Origin of the sequence: Marinomonas sp. SBI8L (assembly GCF_001624705.1) — a bacterium.
In the GTDB taxonomy this organism is placed as follows: Bacteria; Pseudomonadota; Gammaproteobacteria; order Pseudomonadales; family Marinomonadaceae; genus Marinomonas.
This window is the reverse complement of the sequence record NZ_JSEO01000008.1, coordinates 51,923-77,345: the sequence shown is the minus strand read 5'-3', so window position 1 is coordinate 77,345 and position 25,423 is coordinate 51,923. Positions and strand designations below refer to the sequence as shown.

Annotated in this window: 24 protein-coding genes; 15 read left to right on the top strand and 9 right to left on the bottom strand. The window is 40.5% G+C overall.

Annotation, left to right across the window (positions count from 1 at the left end; translation table 11 throughout):
* The first annotated feature begins 55 nt into the window (after positions 1 to 55).
* Positions 56 to 1,036, top strand: a complete 981-nt coding sequence (locus OA91_RS13295; protein ID WP_063338824.1) for a DUF3530 family protein — start codon at positions 56 to 58, stop codon at positions 1,034 to 1,036.
* Here the strand turns inward: OA91_RS13295 and djlA are convergent.
* On the bottom strand, positions 1,033 to 1,830 hold the full coding sequence (gene djlA / locus OA91_RS13290; protein WP_063338823.1) for a co-chaperone DjlA: 798 nt from the start codon (positions 1,828 to 1,830) through the stop codon (positions 1,033 to 1,035). The genes OA91_RS13295 and djlA overlap by 4 nt on opposite strands.
* 93 nt (positions 1,831 to 1,923) lie before the next feature.
* On the opposite strand from djlA, the gene OA91_RS13285 reads away from it, so the two are divergent.
* From OA91_RS13285 to OA91_RS13250, 8 genes are all read left to right on the top strand, one after another.
* Positions 1,924 to 4,236, top strand: a complete 2,313-nt coding sequence (locus tag OA91_RS13285; protein WP_063338822.1) for an LPS-assembly protein LptD — start codon at positions 1,924 to 1,926, stop codon at positions 4,234 to 4,236.
* On the top strand, positions 4,236 to 5,486 hold the full coding sequence (locus tag OA91_RS13280) for a peptidylprolyl isomerase (RefSeq protein WP_063338821.1): 1,251 nt from the start codon (positions 4,236 to 4,238) through the stop codon (positions 5,484 to 5,486). Before OA91_RS13285 ends, OA91_RS13280 begins: the two co-directional genes overlap by 1 nt.
* Positions 5,487 to 5,597: 111 nt before the next feature.
* The gene (pdxA, locus tag OA91_RS13275) at positions 5,598 to 6,602 is read left to right on the top strand and encodes a 4-hydroxythreonine-4-phosphate dehydrogenase PdxA (protein ID WP_063338820.1); all 1,005 of its coding nucleotides are present in this window, start codon (positions 5,598 to 5,600) and stop codon (positions 6,600 to 6,602) included.
* Positions 6,603 to 7,409: a 16S rRNA (adenine(1518)-N(6)/adenine(1519)-N(6))-dimethyltransferase RsmA gene (gene rsmA, locus OA91_RS13270; RefSeq protein ID WP_063338819.1), complete on the top strand. Its 807-nt coding sequence runs from the start codon at positions 6,603 to 6,605 to the stop codon at positions 7,407 to 7,409.
* The gene (gene apaG / locus OA91_RS13265) at positions 7,402 to 7,776 is read left to right on the top strand and encodes a Co2+/Mg2+ efflux protein ApaG (RefSeq protein ID WP_063338818.1); all 375 of its coding nucleotides are present in this window, start codon (positions 7,402 to 7,404) and stop codon (positions 7,774 to 7,776) included. The genes rsmA and apaG overlap by 8 nt, the downstream gene beginning before the upstream one ends.
* An 8-nt stretch (positions 7,777 to 7,784) precedes the next feature.
* Positions 7,785 to 8,615, top strand: a complete 831-nt coding sequence (locus tag OA91_RS13260; RefSeq protein ID WP_063338817.1) for a symmetrical bis(5'-nucleosyl)-tetraphosphatase — start codon at positions 7,785 to 7,787, stop codon at positions 8,613 to 8,615.
* Positions 8,612 to 8,932: a thiosulfate sulfurtransferase GlpE gene (gene glpE / locus OA91_RS13255; protein WP_063338816.1), complete on the top strand. Its 321-nt coding sequence runs from the start codon at positions 8,612 to 8,614 to the stop codon at positions 8,930 to 8,932. The genes OA91_RS13260 and glpE overlap by 4 nt, the downstream gene beginning before the upstream one ends.
* Positions 8,933 to 10,066 (top strand): tRNA nucleotidyltransferase, encoded by a 1,134-nt coding sequence (locus tag OA91_RS13250; protein ID WP_063338815.1) that lies wholly within the window; start codon positions 8,933 to 8,935, stop codon positions 10,064 to 10,066.
* Between the two features lie 60 nt (positions 10,067 to 10,126).
* Here the strand turns inward: OA91_RS13250 and folB are convergent, their stop codons facing one another.
* Positions 10,127 to 10,483, bottom strand: a complete 357-nt coding sequence (gene folB, locus OA91_RS13245) for a dihydroneopterin aldolase (RefSeq protein ID WP_063338814.1) — start codon at positions 10,481 to 10,483, stop codon at positions 10,127 to 10,129.
* A 9-nt stretch (positions 10,484 to 10,492) separates the two neighbouring features.
* Positions 10,493 to 11,536 (bottom strand): tRNA (adenosine(37)-N6)-threonylcarbamoyltransferase complex transferase subunit TsaD, encoded by a 1,044-nt coding sequence (tsaD, locus tag OA91_RS13240; RefSeq protein WP_063338813.1) that lies wholly within the window; start codon positions 11,534 to 11,536, stop codon positions 10,493 to 10,495.
* 481 nt (positions 11,537 to 12,017) lie between these two features.
* On the opposite strand from tsaD, the gene rpsU reads away from it, so the two are divergent.
* From rpsU to OA91_RS13215, 5 genes are all read left to right on the top strand, one after another.
* Complete coding sequence (rpsU, locus tag OA91_RS13235) at positions 12,018 to 12,233, top strand: 30S ribosomal protein S21 (protein ID WP_009835737.1); 216 nt, start codon at positions 12,018 to 12,020, stop codon at positions 12,231 to 12,233.
* 146 nt (positions 12,234 to 12,379) lie between these two features.
* Entirely contained in the window at positions 12,380 to 12,826 is a 447-nt protein-coding gene (locus tag OA91_RS13230; RefSeq protein WP_046016667.1) for a GatB/YqeY domain-containing protein, read from the top strand.
* 79 nt (positions 12,827 to 12,905) lie between these two features.
* Positions 12,906 to 14,885, top strand: coding sequence for a DNA primase (gene dnaG, locus OA91_RS13225; RefSeq protein ID WP_063338812.1), 1,980 nt, complete (start codon positions 12,906 to 12,908; stop codon positions 14,883 to 14,885).
* A 111-nt stretch (positions 14,886 to 14,996) separates the two neighbouring features.
* Positions 14,997 to 16,832, top strand: coding sequence for an RNA polymerase sigma factor RpoD (gene rpoD, locus OA91_RS13220; protein WP_046016669.1), 1,836 nt, complete (start codon positions 14,997 to 14,999; stop codon positions 16,830 to 16,832).
* Positions 16,833 to 17,130: 298 nt separating this feature from the next.
* On the top strand, positions 17,131 to 18,522 hold the full coding sequence (locus tag OA91_RS13215) for a PhoH family protein (RefSeq protein ID WP_046016670.1): 1,392 nt from the start codon (positions 17,131 to 17,133) through the stop codon (positions 18,520 to 18,522).
* A gap of 75 nt (positions 18,523 to 18,597) precedes the next feature.
* On the opposite strand, the gene OA91_RS13210 is transcribed toward OA91_RS13215, so the two are convergent.
* The 4 genes from OA91_RS13210 to OA91_RS13195 form a co-directional block, all read right to left on the bottom strand.
* Complete coding sequence (locus tag OA91_RS13210) at positions 18,598 to 19,218, bottom strand: bifunctional 4-hydroxy-2-oxoglutarate aldolase/2-dehydro-3-deoxy-phosphogluconate aldolase (RefSeq protein ID WP_046016671.1); 621 nt, start codon at positions 19,216 to 19,218, stop codon at positions 18,598 to 18,600.
* Between the two features lie 61 nt (positions 19,219 to 19,279).
* Complete coding sequence (gene zwf / locus OA91_RS13205; protein ID WP_063338811.1) at positions 19,280 to 20,758, bottom strand: glucose-6-phosphate dehydrogenase; 1,479 nt, start codon at positions 20,756 to 20,758, stop codon at positions 19,280 to 19,282.
* Positions 20,751 to 21,737, bottom strand: a complete 987-nt coding sequence (glk, locus tag OA91_RS13200; protein ID WP_046016673.1) for a glucokinase — start codon at positions 21,735 to 21,737, stop codon at positions 20,751 to 20,753. Before glk ends, zwf begins: the two co-directional genes overlap by 8 nt.
* A gap of 101 nt (positions 21,738 to 21,838) precedes the next feature.
* Entirely contained in the window at positions 21,839 to 22,903 is a 1,065-nt protein-coding gene (locus OA91_RS13195; protein WP_063338810.1) for a GGDEF domain-containing protein, read from the bottom strand.
* A 296-nt stretch (positions 22,904 to 23,199) separates the two neighbouring features.
* Here OA91_RS13195 and OA91_RS13190 point away from each other — a divergent pair, with 296 nt between their 5' ends.
* Positions 23,200 to 23,520 carry a hypothetical protein gene (locus OA91_RS13190; protein ID WP_046016675.1) on the top strand — a complete coding sequence of 107 codons (321 nt, stop codon included), beginning with the start codon at positions 23,200 to 23,202 and terminating at the stop codon, positions 23,518 to 23,520.
* Here the strand turns inward: OA91_RS13190 and OA91_RS13185 are convergent, their stop codons facing one another.
* A complete protein-coding gene (locus tag OA91_RS13185) occupies positions 23,521 to 24,576 on the bottom strand; it encodes a DUF3080 family protein (protein ID WP_197477808.1) in 1,056 nt (351 codons plus the stop codon). It abuts the gene before it with no gap.
* 136 nt (positions 24,577 to 24,712) lie between these two features.
* Positions 24,713 to 25,312 carry an LPP20 family lipoprotein gene (locus OA91_RS13180; protein WP_046016676.1) on the bottom strand — a complete coding sequence of 200 codons (600 nt, stop codon included), beginning with the start codon at positions 25,310 to 25,312 and terminating at the stop codon, positions 24,713 to 24,715.
* Between the last annotated feature and the right edge of the window lie 111 nt (positions 25,313 to 25,423).

Sequence of the window (25,423 nt, the reverse complement as noted above, 5' to 3'; positions counted from 1 at the left end):
CTAATTCCAGAGTAAAATTTGGCTTATTCTAACAAGGCTTGAAAGATAAGTATTTATGAGACATAAAAATAAGATAAAGGGATTCATCCTTCTTCTATTTCTCTTCTCTTTTTCTGCATTCGCAGCGGATGAGGCGACAGGTGATGAAACACAGACTAATGAAGACGCAATCGAGACAGATAATAAAACTGCCAGCAAACCACTTCAGGAAAGAAGCTTCACACCATCGCAAGTAAAACGTATAGAAGCATTAACCCGCCAACTCGAAATGAATGCCGCTAATGAGATAGAAAATTTAAGCTTTCAAGGTGACCCATTTTTAGCCTTGCATAAGGCTGCACAAACCAACGATCCTCAGGGATGCATCATTTTGCTTCATGGTAACAATGAACACCCTGATTGGCCGAATGTCATCAGTCCAGTTAGATCAGAACTTACTAAAAGCAGCTGGTGCACAATATCTATTGAGGTGCCGGATAGCCTAAAAAAAGAAGCTCTTAGTTTTACTCCCAAAGAAGAAAGTGAACAAACAGAGGACAAGACCCTCTTAACACACGAAGAAGTGGTTTTTGGCCGAATAGATGCCAGCATTGATTTTGCGAATGAGAAAGGAATTTCTAATATTAGTTTATTAGGCTACGGTACAAGTGCGACCTACGCACTTAAATACAGTGCTAGCAAGCAACTAAATACAGGCGCTCTTATTTTAATTTCCGCGAGCGTGCCAAATCAGCTAGCTTACTTCCCTTTTGCCGAGCTACTAAAGGGAAGCGCACAACCTGTCCTTGACTATTACATCCGCCCAAACCAATTTGATAAACACTATGCTCAAGCTCGCCGTATCGCTATGCTACAAAGAGAAAGTCAAACACCTAACTATACGCAAATCAAAGTAACCAGTAACAGTCAGTTTTCGATCGACCAAAAACAGCTAGTACAACGTATTAGAGGCTTTTTAAAACAGAACACTCAGCAAAGGGAACAATTAAAAACGCTCCCTGAGTTCAGTAAATCACTGTTTTATCAATCACCTTAAGCAGAGGCTTTACGCGTTTTCTTAATCAGGTCATAAGCGGATTGAATTTCTTGCGTCCGCTCTTTGGCGATTAATACCATTTCTTCTGGTAACCCTTTCGCCATCATCTTATCAGGGTGGTTTTGACTCATCAGCTTACGGTAAGCTTTTTTGATCTCTGCATCTGTCATAGTCGCATTAACACCGATTGCATCATAGGCAGCTTGCAACATTTCTTTATCATTTAAGTGATTAGCCGCGCCACCATTTTGCCTAAATTGAGCCTGTTGCTTAATTTGTAAATGCAGCTGTTCAAATTCCGCAACACTGATTCCCAAATGAGCACACACTTGTGAAACTAAAGACTTTTCTTGCAGACTGAAATCACCATCGGCGTAGGCTGATACCAATAAAATTTCAATTAAAGTACGAGTAAGAATACTTCTTTCACCAACCACACTTTGAAAATTAGCCAAGACTTCAACCAAATCAAAAGAAGCCGCTTTACCTTGGTTAAAAAGCTCTATTGCTTGTTTTTTTGCATCACCTTTAAGCCCCATTCGATCCATAACATCTGAGGCAAGTTTAATTTCTTCGGTTGATACAACACCATCCGCTTTTGCCAAACGCCCCATCAAAAGGAACAAGGTTTGAAAGAAAGCAGCTTGTTGTTGACGTACTGATCCACGCTTAATATTGAGGCCGGCTAAGTTCGCCTTCCCAGCATCAATAATGTGACCAACAACCAAACCGAGCAAAATACCCAATGGGCCCATTAGCAAATAACCCAAAACAGCCGCAACCAGCTTCCACATGTGAACTTTTCTCCAGAATCAGTAGCCCAAATAGCACAGGTTAGATTATCATCTAGCCCAACTTATTACCCTAACAGGGATTTCTACCTTGCTATGCACAATTTGTTTAAAGCAACCAGTATACATCGCATGACCAACAAGATTCGTATCAAGTTCATTTTTTTACACAGTATTTTCTTTATTTCCACTGTTTCTGCTGCAGAATTAGACTGGTATCCGAAAGAAGCTTTGACCCAAGAGCAGCTGTCTTCGGTTAGGCAGTTCTGCCAAGGCGCTTATCTAGACCAATGGCAAACCAGCACAGATCCAAATACCCGAGTTTTAGCTGATGTCATTGTTCGCACCAATGAAGGCAAGATGCGACTTCAAGGTGGCGCTGAAATTCTCCAACCAACTCAGTCTTTCGCTGCAGATGAAATTAATGGTGAATTAGATAAACATCTTCAACTTTCAGGCAATGTCGTCAGTCGTAGACAAGGACAACTAATTAAAGCCTCTAACGCTGAAGTAAGTAATTCTGAAGAAGGCAGTGAAGTTCTCTTTGAAGACGCTCAATTTGTCTTCCATGATACAGGTATAAGAGGCGAAGCAGGGTCCATTGGCAAAGCAAAAAACGGGGTTGTTTTCATTGAAGAAGGCTTCTATACAACTTGTGAACCCGGCTCTGGCGGCTGGCAGATGTACGGCAGCTCAATTGTCTTAGACCCAAACATAGGCTTTGGCACCGCAAAACACATTCAAATTAGAGTGGCAGGCTTCCCTGTTTTTTACTTCCCTTGGATTTCTTTTCCATTAGATCAACGCCGCAAAACAGGCTTTCTATTTCCTTCATTTGGTTACTCAAGCGATGACGGTGTCAGCCTATCAACCCCCTTTTATCTCAACCTTGCACCACAACTTGATGCGACGATCACACCAAACTTCGTTGAGCATCAAGGTATTGGCTATGATTTTGAAATGAGATACTTAAATGAAAGAGGGCTAACTACTTTTGAAGAATCGAGCTTTTACCATGATACAGAGAAGCAACAAACACTCAGAAAGTTAGAATCTAAGCAAACAATTACAGAAAACATTAGTGCTCATGCATTGTTTGAAGATAATCCAACGGCCAATAAAGTCCCTGAAGTTAATTCAATTAGCTTAAAAGAAGAAGATAGTTACGAGCGAAGTCTCACCTTTAACTATCAAGAAGGCAATCTATCCTCTTCAGCAGCAATAAAACGCTACCAAACACCACTTAGCACAAACGATAGCCCGTTTGAATGGAACCCTAGGTTCGATGCATCTTACTTTTATTACAATAATTGGCTAAATTATCGTCCAGAGCTTCAATTAACAAACTTTGAAGACCCTGACGAAGAAGTAACAGACGGTAGCCGTACAGTGGTAAACCAAGACATCAACTTTGATATAGCAAATAGTTGGGGTTCTATCACGCCAGGCATATTGCATCAGTACAGAGAGTACGATCTTCATAGTTATACAAATAACTCAAACTATAACGCAAGCATAAATCACGTTAGCTACTACCTGGATTCAAGTATCGAGTTTGAAAGAACTTTAAACATAAACTCACAAGCTTGGCGACAAACACTCGAACCTAAAGTCAGCTACCTGAACTCGCCGTTTAAAGATCAAAGTGATATCCCTTATTTTGATACGAGCGAGAAGTCTCTGACCTATTCACAAGCTTTTAGTCACACTCGATTTAGTGGCAATGATTGGATTGGTGATACAGAACAAGTCACTTTAGGTGTTGAAAGTCGTTTATATGACCCAAATAACAATGAGCGTTGGGCCTTCAAATTAGGTCAAATTTTTTATCTGTCTGATAGAAAAATCGACATCAACCCTGGTGTTCCAAGTAACGACTCTGACGATAGCTATGAAATTAGCACAGATAGATCTAAAGAGAGTCCGCTTTTGAGTGAAATTAGCTATAAGCATAGTGAACTTTTTCATGCTTCCTTAGCTCTTAATTATGACACCTCAGATGACGATTTAGAACTTGGTAAAATATCTACCAGCTTTGCTCCAAATAACGGCATCAGGCTAAATGCAAGTTATCTATATAGCATAGATGAAGATACAAGAGTGACAGATACCAAGCAAAGCACCTTTGGTACCATAGTACCTCTTAATCAAAACTGGACCTTCATGTACCAGGAAGACTATGACTACATTGATCGCATTAGAAGCAAAAGAACAGCGGCTGTTGGATATGAAAATTGCTGTGTAAAAGCGCAATTAAGTTATCAACATTGGCGCGATGATGATGAGGTATTTCAAAAAGGAATCTACCTTAAATTTATTTTACGCAGCTTAAGCACCATTGGCCAAGACAATGGTGTTAGCAGCATAGGCGATACATACTGGAACTCAGGAAAAGTTGGATACGAATAATGAACAAACTAGTTACTTTAATTTGCACTAGCCTAGTCATGGCAAGCAGTTTCAGTTTTGCAGCAACAAAAATTGATGGTATTTCAGCCATTGTGGATTCTAAAGCCATTTTAGAAAGCGATATTTCAACTCGCTTCAACATCATTAAAGACAGAGTACCAAATGGGCAAATGACAGATAATATCCGTCGCCAAATACTCTCTCAGATGATCAATGAAACATTGCAAGCCAACTATGCTAATCGACTTGGCATTCGTATTAGTGATCAAGAAGTCAACCAAGCCATCTTAAATGTGGCAGCAAAAATGAAGCTAGACCTCAATGGTTTAAAGCGATCTTTAGCACAGCAAGATATTGACTATACAATTTATAGAAACCAGATTAAAAATGAGATTTTATTAGGCAAGGTGAAAAGCCAAGTTATTCGCCAACGCATCATTATCAGTGAACAAGAAATCAATGATTTTTTAAACTCTGACGAAGCTCTATCTAACAACAAAGATCAAGTTCACTTAAGACATATTCTGGTTCGAGATAAAGCTGAAAGCACAAGTTTAGAACAAGTCATGCTGATCAAAAATAAAATACAAACAGAGCAAGACTTCGCCGATCAAGCTATTTCACATTCAAGCGGCCAAGCTGCATTAGAGGGTGGTAATCTGGGTTGGCGCCCAATGAACCAACTCCCACTACTTTTCATTAAATCTTTGAATTCCGGCAAAGGGCCACTTTACGGACCAATTGAAAGTAGCGCAGGGCAACATTTATTATGGTTAATTGATAAGAAGTCATCACAAACAGCTCTTCAACAGCAGACTAAAGCTCGCCATATTTTGCTTTCAGCCAATGCCATTAGAAACCAAAAGCAAACACAAGAAGCCCTGGAAGCTATTTACCAGCGTATTCTAAAAGGTGAAGACTTTGCAAGCCTTGCGAAAGAGTTTAGTGAAGACAAGGGTTCTGCTCTTAAAGGCGGAGATTTAGACTGGACAGTACAGGGCACTATGGTACCTGAATTTGAAGCCGTCATGAACGAAACAAGTGTCGGCGGTGTCAGTAAGCCATTTAAGTCTCAATATGGCTGGCATGTACTTAAAGTAGAGGGACGTCGTAGCCAAGATATTAGTGATAAGATAAAAGAAGCGAATGCCAAACAAGCTCTTATCGCTCAAAAACAAGATTTAGTTTTAAGCCAATGGCTTGACGAACTTAAGAGCAAAGCATTTATTGATATTAAGACAGACTCTTAATTCGGTCTGATCAATTTAGTTATACCCGAATCAAGTGCCTACTCTTCGTAGGCACTCTTTATTTAGCTAGCTCTTTAATTTAGACAGCACATAAATTTAGGTAGTAGATCAGTGAATACATCATCCGTACCAACTATTTGTATTACCAGTGGCGAGCCAGCAGGTATTGCACCAGATATCATTTTAAAAGCACTACAGCAGCCGTTTAACGCAAGAATTCTTGTATTAAGCTCTTCAACTATTCTGGAGCAAAGAGCAAAGCAGTTAGGCATTGATGTTAAGATAAAAAATCATCAATCCAGTGAAAGTGTACCGATTCACTCAGCAGGTCAACTTGATGTAATCAACATCCCACAGACATGCGAGGTCACGCCAGGTAAACTAGATGTTAGTAACGCTGAATTTGTTATTAAGTCTTTAGAACTTGCTGCTGATGGCTGCCTTAACAATGAATTTGACGCCATAGTTACGCCACCTGTGCATAAAGGCATATTATGCGATACAGGCAATCACTTTAGCGGCCATACAGAATACTTCCAACAAAGATGCCATTCTGATCAAGTTGTTATGATGTTGGCAACAGAAGGCTTAAAAGTCGCTCTGGCAACAACCCACCTCCCCTTGAAAGATATCAGTGACGCTATTACTAAAGAGTCTCTGACCCAAGTAATTGAAGCCTTAAATCAAGACTTAATTACTCGTTTTGGCCTTGAGCGACCAAGAATTCTCGTTTGTGGTTTAAACCCCCATGCCGGAGAAGATGGCCACCTTGGTATGGAAGAAATAGATACCATCATTCCTGTTTTAAAGACGTTAAACGCAAAAGGCATGTCACTAATTGGCCCACTACCTGCTGATACACTTTTTTCTCCGAAAAATTTAGAAAACTGCGACTGTGTTCTTGCTATGTATCACGATCAAGGTTTACCTGTGTTAAAATACAAAGGCTTTGGCAATGCCGTCAACATCACTCTTGGTTTACCTATTATAAGAACCTCAGTTGATCACGGCACAGCACTTGAACTTGCAGGTACAGGCGAAGCCAACGAGGGCAGTTTAATAATTGCGATCAACCACGCCATTGAAATGGCTAATAATGCGAAAAAAGTTTCCTAAATGAGCAAAACACAACCCCACAAGGCGAGAAAACGCTTTGGACAAAACTTCCTTCATGATCATGGCGTAATCCGAAATATCGTTGCCTGTATTGCCCCGAAAAAAGGTCAACGTATTGTTGAGATTGGCCCGGGTAAAGGCGCTTTAACTCAAGGCATTATTGCTGCAACGGAGTCCATGGATGTTGTAGAGCTAGATAGAGACTTAATCCCTATCCTAAAAGTGAATCTTTTCCGCTACCCAGATCTTAGAATCCATGAAGCTGATGCGATGAAATTTGATTTTTCGCAACTTGCAACAGAAGGAAACATTCGTGTTGTTGGTAACTTACCTTATAACATTTCGACACCACTTATTTTTCACCTACTAAGCCAAGCTGACATCATAGATAACATGCATTTCATGTTACAAAAAGAAGTTGTTGATCGCTTAGCAGCAAGACCTGGAGACAATCTTTATGGTCGCCTAAGCGTCATGACTCAATACTACTGTCAGGTAGAATCTTTATTTGTTGTTGGTCCAGAATCTTTTGACCCAGCACCAAAGGTAGATTCAGCAATAGTTCGTATGACGCCTTATAGAGAGAAGCCATATTTTGCAAATAGCTTGGAAACCCTAGAGCGCACTGTACGACTAGGTTTTCAGCAAAGACGCAAGACGTTGCGAAACAACTATAAGGGCATCCTAAACAATGAAGATTTTGAAGCGCTCGAAATAGACCCTGGTTTAAGACCAGAAAGACTTGATGTGCCAGATTACGTCAAGATAGCAAATTACCTTGATAACAAGGAAGCCACTAGTGCCTAACCAAGACATTAGAATAGAAGTAAGTACTGACTACCTTGCTGACCAGTCAACTCCAGAAGCTTCACGATTTGTTTTTGCTTATCATGTTAAAATTATTAATGAGGGGAAAAGTAAAGCTCAGCTTATCTCTCGTCATTGGATAATTACTGATGGGAATGACAAGGTACAGGAAGTAAAAGGCGCGGGAGTTATTGGTTTACAGCCACAAATTGAAAGCGGTAGTCATTTTGAATATTCAAGTGGTGCCGTATTAGATACCCAAGTAGGTGTGATGCAAGGTAGCTATCAAATGCTAGGTGAAAATGGCGAGCATTTTGATGTAGAAATACCCATTTTTAAACTTGCTGTGCCAAATATGGTTCACTAGGAAAAGCTATGGCAACCTACGCAATAGGCGATATTCAAGGCTGCCTTCAGCCACTACTTAGTCTGTTAAAACAGATATCATTTGATTCTAAAAAAGACACACTATGGATAGCGGGAGACTTAGTTAACCGCGGTCCAGAGAGCCTAGAAACCTTGAGATATCTTTACTCTATTAAAGATAATATTAAAGTTGTACTGGGTAACCATGATCTACACTTATTGGCTATAGCAAGAGGCCAAGCTAACCTGAAACGCAGCGACACCCTGACAGAAATACTAAACGCTCCGGATAGAGACACTTTACTTGATTGGCTCCAAGCTCAACCATTGTGTCATTACGATCCTGAACTTAATGCGATTATGTCCCATGCCGGAGTTCCTCCTTGCTGGAACCTAGAAGAAACGCTTTCTTATGCTCAAGAGGCAAGCAACTTATTGCAATCTGAGTATGCTAACGACTTCTTTAACGTCATGTATGGCAACAAGCCTAACAAGTGGGACCCAGAACTTATTGGCTTTGATCGAATTAGAGCCATTATCAATTATCTTACCCGCATGCGCTTTTGCGATAAAAAGGGCAAACTAGACCTTAAATCAAAAGAAGCCACTAACAAGTCAGGCGATAAAGACTTTAAAAAGTGGTTCAAATTTCCTTCTCAACTTCCCAAGGATTGCCAAATTATATTTGGACATTGGGCATCACTTGAAGGCAAAGTTAAAAAGAAGCGAGTGCATGCACTCGATACAGGATGTGTTTGGGGAGGTAGCTTAACTGCCTTATGTCTAGATGATTGGCAGACCCATAGCACCCCATGCCCCATGATTAGGCCAATAACATGACATTTAAATGCATAGACATACAAGACGCCCTACCTATTATCGATATAAAAGCTAACATTGCAGATATACGCGACCTAATAAGCTTTCAAAACGGCCACATGCAAAATGCAGTTCATCTAAGCAATGATAACCTTGAAGCTTTTGTGAACGACAATGACTTTGAAACACCTCTAATTGTTTGTTGCTACCATGGCAATAGCAGTAAAGGCGCGGCAGAATACCTAGCTGCCCAAGGCTTTAAAGACGTATATTCACTTAATGGTGGCTTTACCCAGTGGCAAGCGCTACACCCAGAGCGCTGTGAGTCTGAATCCTAAATGACTAAAACAGACCTTCCTTTTACCCACTATTTAGTGGGTGGCGCTGTGAGAGATGAGTTATTAAATTTGCCTATTAAGGATAGAGATTGGGTCGTTACGGGTGCAACACCTGATGACCTACTCTCCCACAGCTTCCAACAAGTAGGTAAATTATTCCCTGTATTTTTGCACCCAAAAACAAAAGAAGAGTATGCTTTAGCTCGAACTGAAGTTAAAAAAGGACAAGGCTATACTGGGTTTATTTGTGATTTTTCACCCACTATAAGTCTTGAAGAAGATTTAGCTCGTCGAGACCTTACCATCAATGCGATTGCTAAGGATAAAGACGGTACGCTCATCGACCCTTATCAAGGTAAAAAAGATTTAGATAAACGCATTTTTCGCCATGTTTCCGACGCCTTTATTGAGGATCCCTTAAGAGTCATACGAGTCGCTCGCTTTAGTGCTCGCTTTGAACAGTTTGGGTTTAGCATAGCACCAGAAACATTGGCACTAATGACTCAGATAAGCCTATCAGGCGAGTTAGAAAGCCTAAACCAGGAGCGAATTTGGCGTGAACTAGAGAAATCTCTTAGCTACCCAAATCCTGAAAGTTTCTTTAATGTATTGAAAAGCTGCCAAGCGCTTGATCATGTTTTAGCAGGTTTTGAGTGGCCTGCGATTGCTACCCTGCTAAAGCAAGCAGATCAAAATTTGTTATCTTCTCTTGATAACAAATATTTAGTATGGGCCTATATTTGCCATAAAACCCTACCAAATAATTTGACACCCGCACTTGATAAATTAACCTGCCCCAATCAATTTAAGCATTATGCCAACCTTGTTAGCGAGTTTATGCATAACGCAACACTACCTATGAAAGCGGAAGAATGGGATCAATGGTTAACATCATTTACGGCGATAAAAAAGCCTCAAGTGTTTAATGAGTTTGCCAAACTTTTAAGCCTACTAACAAATACCGACAAAAATGACTGGTATGACCTTAGATCACGTATCGCCAGCATTAGCGCAAAAGATATGATGAAACAGGGACATAAAGGGGCAGAGTTAGGGCAAGCCATCAAACAGGCACGAATAACAAAACTTGAAAACAGCCTTAATCCTTTAGTAAAAGCAGTTGAAATAAACTAACACAAACAAAAATGCCCAAGTAAAACTTGGGCATTTTTTTGATCTTAACTAAGCAGCTATTTAATTAAGACTACGTTTAATTTTTACACCAACCGCTCTTGCTGTAGGCACTGCTCCTGGCTTTCTCAGTGTTAACTCAACCTCAGTTAGGGCAAACTTCACCATCAAGGATTCAAGTAAACGCTCAGCCAGTGTTTCAATTAATTCAAATACATGCTCTTGGCAATAAGCCGTTATGTAGTTTGAAATAGCTTCATAATCCAATGTTTTAGATAGGTCATCAGTGGCAGCTGGCACACGGTTGTCATGACTCATCACTAGATCAAAGACCAGCTCTTGCTTGATCTTTTTTTCCCAATCATAAACCCCTATGACGGCCTCTGTTTGAAGACCTTCAATGAAAACAGTATCTGTCATATTTAACCTTTAATTTCTTTTCGTCGTTAATGCCGGCAGATCAGCCAAAGGCCACCTTGCCCTAATATCCAGAGGCAAACCTGATTCCTGACCATCCAATAATCGTTGAGCACCTGCATAGGCAATCATGGCACCATTATCAGTACAAAATTCTGGTCTGGCATTGAATACGCTAGCGCGTATTTTAGCTAGCTTAGCCTGAAGACTAGCTTGAAGCCTTTTATTAGCACTTACCCCACCGGCAATAACGAGCTGTTTCAAACCCTCTTGCTCTAGTGCTCGCTTACACTTAATCACGAGAGTATCCACCACAGCCTCTTCAAAAGCTAACGCAACATCAGCTTTAAACTCATCATTCATTTCACCTTCATCCATGGCTTTATGAACAGACGTTAAAAAGGCAGTCTTTAAACCACTAAAGCTAAAATCTAATCCGGGTCTATCAGTCATAGGACGAGGAAATTTCAGACCTTCTCTTGCCTTACCTTTTGCCGCTAGCGCTGCTATCTGTGGACCGCCTGGATAAGGTAGAGCAATCATTTTTGCAGCCTTATCGAACGCCTCACCAGCAGCATCATCAAGAGACTGGCCTAGCAACTTGTATTCCCCAATACCGTCAACTCTTACCAATTGGGTATGACCACCCGAAACCAATAACGCCACAAATGGCATTTTAGGCTGTTTTTCTTCAAGCATAGGTGCCAGTAAATGCCCTTCCATATGGTGTACACCTATGGCTGGTATATCTAACGCAAACCCTAATGCACGGCCAATAGTTGCTCCTGCCATTAAAGCGCCCGCAAGGCCCGGCCCTGTAGTAAAAGCAATGCCATCTAACTGCTTTTTATTCAAACCCGCTTCTGCTAACACCTCTTCAATCAGAGGAATAGTTTTACGTACATGGTCTCTAGATGCCAATTCAGGCACTACACCACCATACTCAGCATGCTGTTCAATTTGTGAATAAATTTTATGCGCTAGCAAGCCAGCTTGAGTATCATAAATAGCAATACCCGTTTCATCACAAGAGGTTTCAAGACCTAGCACTTTCATTACGGCTTATTCTCTTTATAAATTCGATATAGATTTGCCAAGCATTGTACCTGATCTCATACAGGTAGAAAGGTTAGTGCAAGACAAAATTTCACTTTATCCAGTCAAATTAGTTTGTTAACCCCATAACAACTGGACTTTGAACATCAAAGCGCCTAAAATGCGCTCCGTTTTAAATAGATTAAATTAAAAGGCAGGTGATTTTCTTCGCTTTGGCTAAGCCAAGCACTCTTTATTAGGTCAAATATTTTATATAAGCGCTTTGAATTAGTGCTATACCTTAACAGGTAGATAAAAGAGATGAAGTTAGGTCTAACTATTAAGATAGAGACCAATCATTATGTCTTCACAGAACGTTTTTAATGAGTTTTATACTCTTTTAAAGATTAAGCATTCTTTTTTTGAAAGCTTACAAAAATGAGAGTATTATCTGCGCGTTTTTTGTGAACAAATTTAAAACATTTTTAATATAGGTAAATACATGCCAGCTGTAAAAGTAAAAGATAACGAACCATTTGACATCGCTCTACGTCGCTTCAAACGCTCTTGTGAAAAAGCAGGTGTTCTTGCAGAAGTTCGTCGTCGTGAATGCTACGAAAAACCAACAACTCTTCGCAAACGTGCTGCTGCTGCTGCAGTTAAGCGTCACGCGAAAAAAGTTTCTCGTGAGCAGAAAAAATTCCAACGTTTGTACTAGGCCTTTGCCTTATTTGTAAGTCTTACTTACAAAACAAATGTTGATCTATAAGAGGAACTTGTTTCTACTTATAGCAAGAAAACGGCTAGTTCATACTAGCCGTTTTTTTTTCCATTTTATTTATAGACACCTTATGGAGCCAAACAATGTCAGCACTTAAACAAGAAATTTCAGCTCAACTTAAAGTTGCAATGCGCGCTAAAGAAAAAGCTCGCGTCACCTTAATTCGCACCATGCTAGCTGAATGTAAAAAAGTTGAAGTTGATGAGCGCATTGAGCTTGATGATGCACGAGTTCTGGCAATTCTTGATAAGATGGTTAAGCAGCGTAAAGACTCAGTTAAACAGTTCACTGACGGTGGTCGTCAAGACCTTGCCGATGTTGAAACGGCTGAAATCAGTGTCATTCAAGAGTTTCTGCCACAACCACTTACAGAAGACGAAATCAAAGACATTATTGAGAAAGCGGTTGCCGAAACAGGCGCAAGCTCAATGCAAGAAATGGGTAGCGTCATGGCTATCGTAAAACCTCAGGTTCAAGGTCGTGGTGACATGGGCCAAGCTAGCAAACTAGTTAAATCCATTTTAGGATAATCCACCCCTTAAGCCTTCACCCCAAATTAGTTTGATTTATACTATTTTGGGGTCAGCAACTTAGAGTGAGCTTCGTTTTATGGCAGGACGTATTCCAGATCAGTTTATTGATGAGCTACTCGCTCGTGTTGATATCACAGATATTGTCGCATCTCGCCTCACTCTGAAAAAAACAGGTCAAAACTACACTGCTCTTTGCCCTTTTCACAACGAAAAGAGCCCTTCTTTTAGCGTCAATCCCGCTAAACAATTTTATTACTGCTTTGGTTGTGGTGCAGGTGGAAATGCCATTTCATTTGTAATGGAGAATGATCATCTTGATTTTGTTGAAGCAATTGAATTGCTGGCTAAAGATGCAGGTATGGAAGTCCCTAGAGAACAGGGAGCACCAGATAGATACGAGCAAAACGCAGACCTCCTTAATCAACTTACTCAAAGCGCTACCTTCTATCAAAGACAGCTAATTGAGCATGAACAAAAGTCTAAAGCTACCCAATATTTAGCACAAGAACGCGGACTTTCAGGACAAATTGCCAAGGTATTCGGACTAGGGTTTGCTCCTCCAGGCTGGGATAACCTACTACAGTCACTCGGTAAAAAAATAGAGCAAAAAGAGCAGCTTTTATTAGCTGGCATGCTGATCGAAAAGAAAGATCAAGAAGGTCACTATTATGACAGGTTTCGTGACCGCATCATGTTCCCCATTCGGGACTCTCGTGGACGAGTCATTGCCTTTGGGGGTCGAGCTTTTGGCGACGAAAAGCCTAAGTACCTAAACTCACCAGAAACCCCTGTCTTTCAGAAAAGCCAAGAATTATACGGCTTATATGAAGCCAAACAAAACACTCAACAGTTAGATCACATCCTAATTGTTGAAGGCTACATGGACGTTATAGTACTCGCACAATACGGCATTACAAATGCTGTAGCTACTCTCGGAACCTCTGTTAATAGCAATCATATTCGTAAATTATTTAAACTCGTTAGCAAAGTTACCCTGTGCTTTGATGGCGATAGAGCTGGCCGCGCCGCTGCCATTCGCGGTCTAGAAGCAACATTACCGGTGATGCAAGACGGGAAGCAAGTTCGCTTCTTATTTTTACCAGAAGGCGAAGACCCTGATTCACTAGTAAGAGAGATAGGCAAAGAAGGATTTGAAAACCAATTAGAAGACTCCAGCTCACTGTCTCATGTCCTTTTTGAACATGCACGCAATCAAGTTACCCTTGCCGATGAAGAAGGTGAGGCTCAGTTCGCCCAGAATGTCATGTCTCAGATTCAAGCATTGCCTGACATCACCTATAAATCTGTTTTACTCAAACAACTGGAAGAGCAAGCTGGCATTGATACCAGCAAACTATCTGCACAAAAACCTAAATATCAAAGAAGCCCAGAGAGCAACACTCAAACTCAAGATTATGAAAGCGCTCAATACGCTGAGTATGATGACATCCCTCTACCTGATCACCTAGCCTATGATCACGACGACTCACACTATGCTTACTCAGATTCTAGCGTACCAGTTGAGCAAGGCTACCCTGGCCCAAAAAAGAAAAGCAAAAAACCATTCAACAAAAAACAGTTTGGTAAAGGTAAATGGCAAGATGAGGAAGAACTCCCTCCTCCAATGGCAATAGCACTTAATCAAACAGAACATGCCATTTTATGCCTGTTACTACATCCACATATCGCTAACGAGATAGAAGTGAGTGACCCTCTGCTTAGACAGCCAGATTTAGACACACAGATTTTCAGTAAGGTCTGGCGCTATTTCTGTAAACACCCAGACAAAAACTTGGGGCATTTACTTGGTTCTTGGCACAATACAGAACAAACAGAAAAAATTTATCATCTTTTGAATCATCAAGACGCCCACACCAAATCCAAATTAGTCGATGCAAAACAAGAGGTTAAGGACATGATCACAAGCAAGGAAGAAAGCTTAGGATTAAATAACGCAATTACACGCTTGAAAAGTAAGGGTAATGAAACCATAAAGGATAATAACAGCCGTGAAGAATTAAGAAGACTTATGGAGCAAATTCGCAAGAAGAAGTAGGCTAAGCTTAACTTTTCCTCGCCAAAAGCACTATAAATCTAGATAAATCTCATTGATTTTGCTAAACTTTACGGCTAATTCTCTCTAACGCATTCTAACATAGGTCGTCTAATGTCAGACAATCAACAATCACGCCTCAAAGAGCTGATCGCAAAAGGTAAAGAGCAAGGTTATTTGACCTTTGCCGAAGTTAACGACCACCTCCCTGATGACCTTTCAGATCCAGAACAGGTCGAACAAATCATCGCCATGATTAACGACATGGGGATAGTGGTTGGTGAGTATGCTCCAGATAAAGAAAACCTTCTCATGGAAGAAGGCGACTCTACTGATGAAGCTGCTGCTGAAGAAGCTGCCGCAGCCCTAGCTGCCGTTGAAGGCGATGTTGCTCGTACTACTGATCCTGTCCGCATGTATATGCGTGAAATGGGTACCGTAGAGCTACTTACTCGTGCTGGCGAGATTGCTATCGCTAAACGCATTGAAGAAGGTACTCGCGAAGTAATGGCCGCTGTATCTTACTATCCTGGTGCAGTACAAACACTACTTGACGCATACGAAAAAACGAAAGAAGAAGAAGGTCGCTTAAGCGATATCTTTAGCGGCTTTATTGATGGTGACGGCGAAGAGCCTGTTTTCGAAGACGCCCCTTTAGTTGAAGAAATTTCTGAAGAAGAACTTGATGAATCAACCGAAGAAAGTGACGATGACGAAGACGAAGAAGAAACAGATAACGGCCCAGATCCAGAAGAAACTGCCCGTCGTTTCGGTGAAATTGAGCGTCATCACACAGAGTTATTGAAATTACTTGAAACACACTCACGCCAAGATTCTATTGTTAAAGAAAAACAAGAAGAACTTAGCGTTTGCTTTGCACCGATTAAACTGGTTCCAAAGATTTTTGACGACCTAGTTGATCGCGTTCGTAGTCGTATGGACAAAGTACGCGAACAAGAACGTATTATAATGCAAGTTTGTGTTCGCAAAGCTGGCATGCCACGTACAGAGTTCTTAAAACGTTTCCCGAATAATGAAACCAATATCCAGTGGTTCCCTGATCAAGTTGCATCAGGCGCAGGATATGCAGCAGCATTACAAGAAAATGAAGCTGAATTTATGCGTAGCCAACGTAAACTTCGTAATATCTCGAAAGATACTGGTCTTAGCATTGTTGAACTTAAAGAGATCAACCGCCGCATTTCAATTGGTGAAACACGCGCTCGTCGCGCCAAGAAAGAAATGGTTGAAGCAAACTTACGTCTTGTAATCTCTATTGCGAAAAAATACACAAACCGCGGCCTACAATTCTTGGACCTTATCCAAGAAGGTAATATTGGCCTAATGAAAGCGGTTGATAAGTTTGAATATCGTCGTGGTTATAAGTTCTCTACTTATGCGACTTGGTGGATTAGACAGGCAATTACCCGCTCTATTGCAGACCAAGCAAGAACAATACGTATTCCAGTACACATGATTGAAACAATCAACAAACTGAACCGTATTTCTCGCCAAATGCTACAAGAAATGGGCCGTGAAGCAACACCAGAAGAGCTTGCTGTTCGCATGGATATGCCTGAAGACAAGATCCGCAAAGTACTTAAAATTGCGAAAGAGCCTATCTCAATGGAAACACCAATTGGTGATGATGAAGACTCTCACCTTGGAGACTTTATTGAAGATGATGGCGCTGAATCACCTATTGATACAGCAACAATCGAAGGTTTAAGAGAAGCAACAACAAGTGTTTTATCTGGCCTAACAGCACGTGAAGCAAAAGTTTTACGTATGCGTTTTGGTATTGATATGAACACTGACCACACACTTGAAGAAGTGGGTAAACAGTTTGATGTAACACGTGAGCGTATTCGTCAGATTGAAGCGAAAGCCCTTAGAAAACTACGTCACCCAAGCCGCTCAGAACATTTGCGCAGCTTCCTAGACGAATAGATTTTTCTATTGTTAAAAAAAAACCGCAGCTTGTCTGCGGTTTTTTTATATCTAATTTTTAGCATATAAAGCTGGGCATTTGTCACAAATTTGTCTTAAACTTAAAACATAATGAATTAGGATTAACGCTAAAACATAATTATGCAAAAAGTGAATTAGTCTTTAATATCAAGACCATATAAGCTTTTAAGTGTAGAGAAATAATTTAGTCATACGTTAATTGAAACACAAACTTAATCCCAAGGAAGCGTTAACAAAATCGATATATTTAAATAATGATCCAACAGGAGTCATGCATATGGAAAAAGTATTTGTCTTAGACACTAACGTTCTACTCCATGATCCACTCGCAATATACGCCTTTGCAGAGCACAAGGTAGTTATCCCCATGACAGTTCTTGAAGAACTGGACATCATTAAAGATAGGCGCGACAAAGACGTCAGCCGAGAAGCCAGACTGGCTATAAATACAATTGACAAAATCGTAGGTGACGCCTCACCTAAAGAGCTACAAGCTGGCGTATCCATTCAAACCACTTCCGCCGACAATTCAAAGTTTTCTGGTTGTTTAGCCATTTTTCCAGACCAACAAATCAAACAACAAGATAACATTCCTTTTTTAAACGGTAATCACGCCCACGCCAACGATAATCGCATTATCAATGTCGCCCTTAGCCTTCAAGCCACCAACCCAAGAGACAGAGTCTGCCTTGTTACCAAAGACATTAATATGCGCATCAAAGCCAAAGGTTCGGGCCTTGAAAGAGTTGAGGATTATAAAAAAGACAAAGTACTTGATGATGTAGATTTATTAAGTAAAGGCTATGTTCATTATGAAGGACAATTTTGGGACACCATAGATAAAGTCAAAACAGAAAATCACGGCAGGCATACTGTGCACCTCCTACCAAGAGATGCTATCGAACAAGCTTTTACTAACATGTTTATCACAGACGATTCGGAATTCGTTGGCTTTGTTTGCAACCTAGACGACAACTACATTTATCTACTTGATTTAAATCGAGCAGCTTTAATGCATCAGAGTTTCTGGGGTATAAACCCAAGAAACTTAGAGCAAGCCATGGCTTTTTACTTATTACGCCATGAAAACTCAGATCTCATGATAATGACGGGGCCAGCTGGCTCAGGTAAAACCTTACTTGCTCTCGCTTATGCACTACAAGTAAGTATGGAAGAAAAACGTTTCAACAAAATTATTGTAGCCCGCTCAACCCCACCTATGGCAGAAGACATAGGTTTTTTACCCGGTACAGAAGAAGAGAAAATGGCCCCTTGGCTAGCCGCATTTGATGATAATTTAGAAATATTACACGGGGCTGATGAACACTCCATCAGTAGCATTGACTATGTTAAACAGAAGGCAAACATACAATTCAAATCCCTTAACTTTATGCGTGGTAGGTCATTCAATAACGCACTTATCATAGTAGATGAAGCACAGGGCCTCACTCAATTCCAACTAAAATCCATTGTTACTCGTATTGGTAGCAATTCACGCATCATTGTCCTTGGCAACTTGGCACAAATTGATAATAAATACATTACCCCACTTACTTCAGGCTTAACTTACCTAGTAGAAAAATGTAAACACTTTAACTATGCCAGCGTAATGCATGTAAACGGCATAGAAAGAAGCCGACTAGCAGAGTTTGCAGAAGAGAACCTTTAACTAACTTTAATAAACCCTTAAAACAAAAAAGGGAAGCCAATCAATGGCTTCCCTTTTTTAGTGAATCAACTAACGCTAGAGCTGTTTAGCCAATGCAGTAATCTCATCCCACTTACCCGCTTCAATCAGATCTTTAGGCACTATCCAAGATCCACCAACACAAAGCACGTTTGGCAAAGCCAAATAGTCTTTGTAGTTAGCAGGACTTACACCACCTGTTGGACAAAAATTAATATCTGCCAATGGACCCGCGAAAGCTTTTAGCGCCTTCACTCCACCATTCACTTCTGCAGGAAAGAATTTGAAATGATCGTAGCCATATTCCATACCCAAAAGAATATCAGAAATAGTTGCTACAGCAGGCAGGTAAGGCACATCATATTCTTTACCTACCGCTAATAGATCTGGCGTCATACCTGGACTAATAATAAACTGAGAACCAGCCTCAACCGCTTTCACATATTGCTCACGCGTACAAACTGTACCTGCACCCACAATCGCTTCTGGGACCTGCTCTCTCAATGCTGCAATAGCATCCAATGCAGCCTCAGTTCTTAAGGTCACTTCCAGTACTGGTACACCCCCAGCAACAAGCGCTTTACCTAAGTTAATTGCTTGCTCAACATTCTCAACCACAATTACAGGTACAACTGGTGTTGAAGTCATCACTTCTCTAGCTGTTAATTGACTCGCCATTATTCCTATCCTCTATAAATTTGTTTGTTAAAAAATCAAAAGTCGTTGTTTACAACAAGGATTAGTAATCGTGCCAATTACGACCATCACGAATAGGCAGCGCCATAGATGCCGCTGGCCCCCAAGAACCTGACGCATATTCTTTTGGTCGCTCACTTGTCTGGCTCCAAGCCTCCATAATGCCATCAACCCACTTCCAAGCCGCTTCAACCTCGTCATAGCGCATGAATAAGGTTGCATCATTGCGCATAACATCAAGCAATAAACGCTCATAAGCTTCTGGGCTACGCTTATTATGGAAAGCCTCAGTTAAACTCAAGTTAAGATCAACGGGCTGAAGGTTCATGCCTTCGCTTGCTCCAGGCACTTTATTCATTACAGTCAAAGAAATCTTCTCTTCTGGCTGAAGACGAATAATGAGCTGGTTACGCTGCATTTGGCGATTGCTTTCATCACTAAAAATACTATGAGGAACCGCTTTATATTGGATGACAATTTCAGAGTAACGCTCGCCTAAACGCTTACCCGTGCGAAGGTAGAAAGGAACACCAGCCCAACGCCAGTTGTCAATATCAGCCCTTAGAGACACAAAGGTTTCAGTTCGAGAATCAGGGTTACTACCTTCCTCATCAAAATACCCTTGTACAGAGTTGCCATTTACCACACCTTTTGCATATTGCCCGCGCACTGTTTTGGTATAAGCATTAGCACCTGTAATTGGACGTAACGCTTTAAGCACTTTAATTTTTTCATCACGTACAGAACCTGCATCCATTCTGCCTGGCGGCTCCATAGCCACTAGACACAAAAGCTGAACTAGGTGGTTTTGAACCATATCGCGCAGCGCACCTGCTTTATCGTAATAGCCCCAACGCCCCTCAACACCTACCGTTTCAGAAACAGTAATTTGCACATTGTCTATGTGCGCACTATTCCAAAGCGGCTCAAACAAAGTATTACCAAAACGAATCGCTAGCAGGTTTTGAACAGTTTCTTTCCCTAGGTAGTGATCAATACGGAAAACTTGGCTTTCATTGAAGTTTAATTTCACCTCAGTATTAATTGCTCTTGAGGAAACAAGATCACGTCCAAGCGGCTTTTCTAGCACCACTCGCATACGATCTTCACTCAAACCTACAGCAGCCAAAGAAGAAGATATTGGGCCAAATAAATCAGGAGACGTTGCCAGATAGAAAACAACATCTTTATTGTTTTCACCTACACCGTGCTCATTAAAGCGAGAAAAATCAGCAGGCTCTTGGGCGTTAACAGATACATAACTTAAACGCTCTTTAAATCTAGGCCAAGTTTCATTATCGTCAATACTTGAAGGCACAAACTCATCTAAGGCTTCTCTGACCTTAGCCTGATACTCCTGTGCCGTCATATCTCGGCGAGACGCACCAATAACACGAGTTGTTGAGGTTAATAGACCATCCATATCTAAGTGATAGAGAGCGGGTAGTAATTTACGCATGGCAAGGTCACCACCTCCGCCGAAAATTACAACATCACAATCTTTTAAACGGGAATTACTCATTACTCTCTCCATTATTTGACGCTTTCACTAGATATGAAGCATATTTAGCACAACCAATTAAACCTGGGTGCTCTGCCGTTACAACAAAAGTAGGGATAGCACTCACTAAATGTCGCATACGCCCTTTTTCTTCCAATGCTTGTCTAAAGCCACTTTCAATAAATTCAGTTAAATATCTAGGCACTATGCCGCCTGCGATATAAACACCACCTCGAGCTTCAACATTTAAAATTAAATCACCAATGACACGCCCTAAATAAACAAAGAACTGTGACATACAAGCGACAGCTAAAGGATCATTTTCTTTGAAAGCCTTGCCTATTTCTGGCGCAGTTAAACTTTGATCTAAGCCTTGCTTATGAGCCAGTGCGGCATAGATATTTTCCATCCCCATCCCAGAAAGCACACGTTCAGCAGAGACTCTGTGATGCCGCTCACGCAAGTAAGATAAAATATAGTCCTCTTGCTCGGTACAGCTTGTTAAATCAACGTGACCACCTTCTCCTGGCAATACATAACCGATATCTGCCTGAGGGATAACGCAAGCAACACCTAAACCTGTTCCAGGCCCCACAACCCATGCAGGTTGAGATGAATCAACCGTGCCATCACCAACGGCTACAAGATCTTTTTCTTCAAGCACATCTAGTGAGTGGCCAATCGCATCAAAGTCATTCAACAAAGCGAGTTTTTTCTCTGGACCAAAGTAAGCAACTAGATCATCACGAGTAAACTGCCAATTATTATTTGAGAAACGAATCAAAGGCTGGTTAATAGGGCCTGCAATCGCTAATACGACAGCAGAAATAGACTCAATTGAAACACTGGATTGGGAAAGGTATTCGTTTAGCGCTAAAAAAAGAGTATCGAACTCTTCACAAGGTAGCACTTTAATTTCTTGGACTTGAGTGCTGCCAATTGGAGACAATGCAAAACGCGCATTTGTGCCACCCAAATCAGCAATAAGTGCATAGGACATAACTAGACTCGATCTAAATTTAATGAAATTTTACTACATAATTTCACTAAAAAACATACAGAAAGTGGATTTCAAACAAGATTATTGTAATAAAATTACAATTATTTCAAACGATTTAAAAACTTAAAGACTTTAGTTGGTACAGATCGCTTACGATTATTTTTATAATCGTACAGGCGCTCATCCGCCAATTTTAACAGTTGTTTATAGTTGCCTACCCTATCAGTCTCAACACTCGCACCACCATAACTAATCGTAATAGGCACAAGGTTGGATTTGTAATGCAAAGGGTTCGATTGCAAGTATTCATGTAAAGACTCAGCAATCTGCAGACCATGATCCAAAGACTTACCAGGTAAAACAAAAACAAACTCATCACCAGCAAATCGAAAGGCAAGCCCCTGCTTATGCACATGTTTTAAAAGCCGCTTAGCAATATATTCGAGCACCTCATCACCACAGTTGTGCCCCAAGGTATCATTAATTGATTTAAACGCATCGCAATCCAAAAAGGCTACCGTTAAATCTCTCTGCTCATGCTTCGCTCTCTGAAACTCTCTATCTAGCATTAATTCCAACTGACGACGATTTAATAATCCAGTCAACGAATCTCTAGTTGCTAGGTATTCAAGTTTTTCACGAGCCGTCACATTACTCAGGCAAATGGAGATTTTAATTGCTAGCTGATCTAACAGAAATGTGTCTTTTAACCTAGGGTCATAACGCTCCTGAGTTGCATCGGCCTGACAAAACAACCCCACAAGAGCACCATCAATTGTTAAAGGAGAAATAGCAAGAGAGTGCACCACCCCTTGATACACAGCAGGAATGATAGCTTGGCATTTAGCGACATCATCATTTACTAAGATAGTTTTGGCCGATGATTTAATAACATCAACCATATGACTACGGCGTGAAAACATCACTCTATCGCGTAAATTAGGCGTTTTTTCTAAGCTTTCCATGAGATGAGAAAGCGGAGCTTCATTAATCAGGTTAACCCACACATAAGGCACATTAAACTGCTTCTGCACCTCTTTAGTTAATGTCGAAACAAACTGGTCACAACGGCCAATCGATAGAATGCAGCGCTCTATTTCAAAGAACTTACGAGCTATTTGCTCGTTTTCTCTTACATTTTCTATCAGTTGGTTAATATCATGCATATAGGCTACCAGTAATTAATCACGCCACTTCAAAACACTATAAAGATTACCTTGAATCATTTATCAAACGGGATTCATTCCCTCATAGGCAAACTCTTGTTAACTAATATCTCAATGGAAAACAAGACCCCTTATCACCCTAGTATATATCTAGCCTAAAATTAATAAACTTACTTTCTGCAAATACTTGTCTTTAAAGTAAATAAATACAATTTATGCGATAAAGATATGACAAAAAAGTTAAAGCTTTCTGTTATTTGTTCGATAGTTAAGGAAAGATAAAAAGTTGTGTCTAGATGAATATAATCAATATTGTTGAAAGCCAGATTACCCAGCGTACACATGCAGGCAGCAGTGTCTCTAATAACGCTCAATTTGCGCTTTTAATGAGTTTATTTACTCAACCAGGACCGGCTATCTATAACGATGAGGATAGTCTGAATCAACATAGCTATCATGCAGTTAACCGCCCTATTAGCTTTAAACAGGCCATACACACTAACCCTCAAGCAAATATCGCATTATTAAAAGCATTAGGGTCAGAACCTCTAATCGAAGCCAACTCTACCCCTTACGACGCCCTTGAAAGTGTCAGCACACTCATTGCTAGCGCTTAATTAAAACAGGTGACAACCTCTTAATAAGCGATTCCATTGAGTAGCATGTTGCTGTGCACTCATTTGATAAAGACGCCATATTTCAGATTCATTTTTCATAGAAAACTGCTGAAGAAACGAAGCTAATTCAACGCCAGAAGGCGCAGCATTAAGCTCAATGACAGACAAGCTTGTCAGAACCTCATAAGCGGTTCGATTTACACGCGCCATATAGGGCTGGATGCGCTCCAAATAATGTGTTTTGAATTGCTGTTTTAAAAATACCATCGGCCCTCGACAAAAAGCAGAATCAGTCTCTAATACAGATAAATGGTCTGCTACTTTTGCCAAGTAATCCGTCAATAGAAGTAAGCTTAGTATGAGTCTACCCGCGTATTCACTATCATGAATAACTTTAAAGTGACTTTCAAAGTCATCCAATAAACCAGACTTTAAAATTGACGCTGCACTTTGCTCTGCCTCAATCATCTCCCCTAATCTCGCCAATTTATCTAACGAAATTCGTAAAGCCTGAAAGCTAGATTGGTTCTCAGAAAGTGGTAGGTAACCATTGGAAAAACTATAGAACACATCAGTTTCTTTAGAGTTAAAAACGGCGTTTGCATACACCTTATTTAGTTCTTGCCGTTTTACTCTAGCAACCAAACTAAGCTTATCTTGCAGCGATGACGAAACAGCATCACATTCATTTAACGCTTTAATCACTCTCACTTCATACAGCAGCTGCTGACTATTAGGCATAACCTTGCCTAAAACACTGTTTTTCTCTCCAACCAAAAATCCTAAATCACAATGCTGCAGCGACAAAAAATCAATAAGTCCAATATCAAACTGAGTTAGACTCTGCTGTTTAAGCTTGTATGACGGTAAAGAATAAGCAGGAAACCTTTTAGCCGGCTCTTCGATAGTTAGTTGTTCGTAACGATTTAAATCCTTTACATAGGTTTTAAGGCTATCAGAAATGTCACTTGATCCCTGACACCCAACCAAGGAAAGGCAACAAGCTATGATCACTAACCAACTTACTTTCAACTTCCTGAAATAGAAAAACGTCAAGACCACTTCCCAACTCACATTAACAAGACTTTATAAGCTTAGTCGCTTCATTCTTAACTCTCTAACAAAGCGAACAGCTTAATTTAAGCATAAAAAAAGCGAACCCAAGGGTTCGCTTCTCTATTTACAGGGGATATTACTTACGAGACTTAGCAATTTCTTCTGCTAACTCATCAAAGCTTTTACCCGCTTTAAACTGTTGATATAAAGCTTGGTCATTATTCATTGATGTTTTCAATAAATCTTTAGTGACCTGCTCAACACCAGAAGGATCTAAAGCAACTAGCACAACAATACCGCCTGTTGGCGTTGGCATTTGGCGAATAATCTTAGAGCCCACTAGAGTTTGATCTGTAATCTGCTTAGTCACAGATGTATTTACACGATCAACGGTTTCAGCATCACCTGCACCTGTTGTTTCAGCATATTGCTTAATCATATTCTGAATATCTAGACTAAGCACTTGAGCTAATTCTACACGAGCAGCCGTTGCAGCCATCTGCTTCATAAAGTTAGGACCAGCACCAGACTTATCGCTATAACCTACAGCAGACAAATCATAACCAGGCATAGGTGCACCACAAACCCAATCAGGGGCAGCGCCACCAGAACCATCAGCAAACAAGCAAGAAGCAACTGGAGCTGCAACAGCTTGAGTTTCTGTCTTTTCAGGTGATGAACCACAAGCAACTAGAAATGCGGAAGCCATTAAGGTTCCAAGTAAGCGATATTTCATAAGATCTCCCTATTAATAAGCGTCAGCACTGACCTTATATATATTTTATAGCTCAAATAATTAGTTTAGCCTTACCGAATATTAAAAGTAATAAAGCTATCAGGCAAGAAC